The sequence below is a fragment of the Acinetobacter sp. 1000160 genome (assembly GCF_000588715.1).
Lineage (GTDB): Bacteria > Pseudomonadota > Gammaproteobacteria > Pseudomonadales > Moraxellaceae > Acinetobacter > Acinetobacter courvalinii.
The window spans coordinates 1-3,319 of sequence record NZ_JFWP02000016.1 but is presented as its reverse complement, the minus strand read 5'-3'; the positions used below and the strand labels follow the sequence as shown (position 1 = coordinate 3,319).

3 protein-coding genes, 4 tRNA genes and 1 pseudogene are annotated in these 3,319 nt (G+C 42.8%); all 8 read right to left on the bottom strand.

Going from position 1 to position 3,319, the window contains the following annotated elements:
- Positions 1 to 143 (bottom strand): lycopene cyclase family protein (locus J699_RS00290; protein WP_131224146.1); only part of this gene is annotated, 143 nt, incomplete at its 3' end.
- 246 nt (positions 144 to 389) lie between these two features.
- A pseudogene (locus J699_RS00295) lies at positions 390 to 956 on the bottom strand (nuclease-related domain-containing protein); the annotation flags it as partial.
- Between the two features lie 142 nt (positions 957 to 1,098).
- Positions 1,099 to 1,175: transfer RNA gene (locus tag J699_RS00300), tRNA-Pro, on the bottom strand.
- A gap of 4 nt (positions 1,176 to 1,179) precedes the next feature.
- Positions 1,180 to 1,255: transfer RNA gene (locus tag J699_RS00305), tRNA-His, on the bottom strand.
- Between the two features lie 35 nt (positions 1,256 to 1,290).
- Positions 1,291 to 1,367: transfer RNA gene (locus tag J699_RS00310), tRNA-Arg, on the bottom strand.
- Positions 1,368 to 1,437: 70 nt separating this feature from the next.
- Positions 1,438 to 1,514: transfer RNA gene (locus tag J699_RS00315), tRNA-Pro, on the bottom strand.
- Positions 1,515 to 1,654: 140 nt separating this feature from the next.
- Complete coding sequence (gene nadA / locus J699_RS00320) at positions 1,655 to 2,719, bottom strand: quinolinate synthase NadA (RefSeq protein ID WP_005228872.1); 1,065 nt, start codon at positions 2,717 to 2,719, stop codon at positions 1,655 to 1,657.
- A 143-nt stretch (positions 2,720 to 2,862) separates the two neighbouring features.
- On the bottom strand, positions 2,863 to 3,319 hold a 457-nt coding region (locus J699_RS00325; RefSeq protein ID WP_032882999.1), incomplete at its 5' end, for a bifunctional ornithine acetyltransferase/N-acetylglutamate synthase.

Sequence of the window (3,319 nt, the reverse complement as noted above, 5' to 3'; positions counted from 1 at the left end):
GTATTCACCAGCCAGCTATTACCCTCTCCACCGGCTTCTAATAAACATACCGAAATATTCGGGTTCTCGGTTAAGCGTCCAGCCAGCACCGAACCTGCCGAACCACCACCTATAATTACAAAATCAAAAGCTGTTTGTGTCATCTCAATACTCTGTTTTTTCTTTTTAAAAAGCGGCAATAGTATGCCGAACATGGCATTTCAATACTGTTGTATTTATCTAACCATTTTACTTCATCAAAATTAACTTAACTGGAACGCAATCAAACTACAAGCGCTAAATCTTTCAGTCGATATGCAATAAATCGCAAGTATGCAGAATCAGGAAACAGAGTCTTTCTCCAGTTTTTTCTGTTTTAAATATTCAACATGCTATCGGTCTGTTTTCTAAGATGGCTCCAGTACTTCTTTTTCTATACGATAACGAACTCTTTTTTGTTTCATCGGACTAATCACTTCTTGGTTAAAACCTTTTATATAGTTTAACCAGAATTTACCACGGCATACATTTTCAGGCATTACTGTTTTAAATTCACTCCGTGCGGTAAATACAATAACTGAATGGATATGTTCAAGCGCCAAAACATCATTTAAAACCATTTCCAGTACTTTGCTATGTTTATAGTTCTGATGCAAAGGATTCTGAAACTTATAGCTTTTTTTATAAATTTTCTGTGTCCACTGTTTTTGTCGTGCATTACCAAAAATCCAGCCTGTATAATTTTTGGTTTCGATAATAAATATCCCGTATGGGCTTATCAGAATATGATCAATTTGTGTGGTACCTTGTTCCTGATCTGGCAGCGTACAGTTATTTAATAAGATATATTCCTCACCTAGGTTCTTATTCACATCGGCTGAAACCTGCATCTCACCAACTTTACCTTTAAAATGCGGTGATTTTAAATAAGCAATCAGAATAAATAGAATAAACATCAAAATAAAATAGAAAAACATATCCCCGATCCTACTTATAATTTTTAAACGTTTAAGAAAATAATTTTAATAAGATTTATAAATATCATATTTTAGGTTAGGAAAAAATCCAGACGTAAAAAAACCGCTAAATTAGCGGTATTTTATCTCATCTTTAAGATGATGGTCGGAGCAGTAGGATTCGAACCTACGACCCCCTGGTCCCAAACCAGGTGCACTACCAGGCTGTGCTATGCTCCGAAATTGGGGTGAATGACGGGATTCGAACCCGCGACAACTGGAATCACAATCCAGGGCTCTACCAACTGAGCTACATCCACCATCAAAATTTAGTTCTATGTACCAAGCGACCAAATGGCGCGCCTGACAGGATTCGAACCTGTGACCATCCGCTTAGAAGGCGGATGCTCTATCCAACTGAGCTACAGGCGCATAACGATGATAATAATATCAAGCGATACTTCGCCGATCTTAAACTAATGTTTTAAAACATTATTTTAAATGGTCGGAGCAGTAGGATTCGAACCTACGACCCCCTGGTCCCAAACCAGGTGCACTACCAGGCTGTGCTATGCTCCGATTTCTCAGCTTTTAGTGTATCGCACATCGTGCGGTACGGTGTGCATTCTAGGCGCGACGCCCTAGAACGTCAACACCTATTTTTCAAAAATATTAAAAATCCTTACCAAATGTATATTTAACAAGCATCTTGATGCTTTTTAACGCTTTAATGAGGCACTAAAGTTCAACATTCGATCTAAAGGCAATTTAGCGCGTTCCGCCAAGGCCGGATCAACGTGTATTTCTTGATCGGCATGCTGCAAGACATGCAAAATTCCATCCAGTTCGTTCATTGCCATCCACGGACAATGTGCACATGAACGGCAAGTTGCCCCCTCACCTGCAGTTGGTGCTTCAAATAATTCTTTATCAGGCACCGCTTGCTGCATTTTATAGAAAATACCCCGATCGGTTGCCACGATCATTTGCTGATGCGGTAAAGTCTGGGCAGCTTTGATCAGTTGCGAGGTACTTCCCACGGCATCGGCAATATCGACCACCGATTCAGGTGACTCTGGGTGCACCAATACCGCTGCATCTGGATAAAGCGCTTTCATTTGCGCAATGCCGCGGGCACGGAATTCTTCATGCACGATACAGGCACCATCCCACAACAACATATCAGCGCCAGTTTTCTTCTGAATATAGCGGCCTAAATGCTGATCTGGTGCCCAAATAATTTTTTCACCCAAACTGTCCAGATGCTCAATGATCTCAACCGCACAACTTGAAGTCACCACCCAGTCAGCACGTGCTTTCACTGCTGCTGAAGTATTGGCATACACCACCACGGTATGATCAGGATGCTGATCACAGAATGCCGCGAACTCATCCACAGGGCAACCCAAATCCAGTGAGCAGGTTGCTTCCAGTGTCGGCATCAATACCGTTTTTTCCGGTGACAAGATTTTGGAGGTTTCACCCATAAACTTTACACCCGCTACCACCAGCGTCGTTGCAGGATGATCGCGACCAAAACGCGCCATTTCCAATGAATCAGAAACACAGCCACCCGTCAGTTCTGCAAGCTCTTGCACTTCCGGATCACAGTAATAGTGCGCCACAAGCACAGCATTACGTTTTTTAAGCTCTGCTGCGATTTGAGCGAACTTTTCTTGTTTCACTTCTGGGCTGAGGCTATTGTCCTTTGGCTCGCCCAAACGATCTAAATGCGCCTGCACAATATTTTTGGCTTCGTTCGCAATTAAATTCGCATCATTCATAAAACGTCTTCTCTATCCTGCGTGCTTGCATCATTGCAAAGCTATAACGTGGGTGTCGGGGTGATCATTTATTAAGAATCACACTGTCCACAAACCAGCTTATAAAAAAAGCCCCACTGTGGAGGCTTCATTATAACGCAAATTTATGAGCGATAATCGGCATTAATTTTCACATAGTCGTAAGAAAAATCACAGGTATAAACCGTGTCTTTTGCCGTACCACGACCAAGATCAATCCGGATGGTAATTTCTTTTTCAGCCATCACCGCAGCACCTGCTGCTTCGGTATAGTCTGGGTTTGCACCACCATCCAGGCAAATTTGCACGTCACCCAACCAGACTTGAACCTTGCTACTGTCGAGATTTGGCACGCCCGCCTTACCAATCGCCATCACAATACGGCCCCAGTTTGGATCTGACGCAAATAATGCAGTTTTAATGAGTGGTGACTCGGCAACGCTATACGCCACATCACAACATTCTTGCGTATTTGCACCGCCCTCAACCTGAACCGTGATGAATTTGGTTGCACCCTCACCATCACGTACGATTAATTGCGCCAGACGATCCATAATACGTGCAAGTACATCGAGCACGTGT

Coding starts and splice junctions, on each gene's coding strand:
- nadA (WP_005228872.1), bottom strand. CDS start 2,719: ATGAATGATGCGAATTTAATTGCGAACGAAGCCAAAAATATTGTGCAG.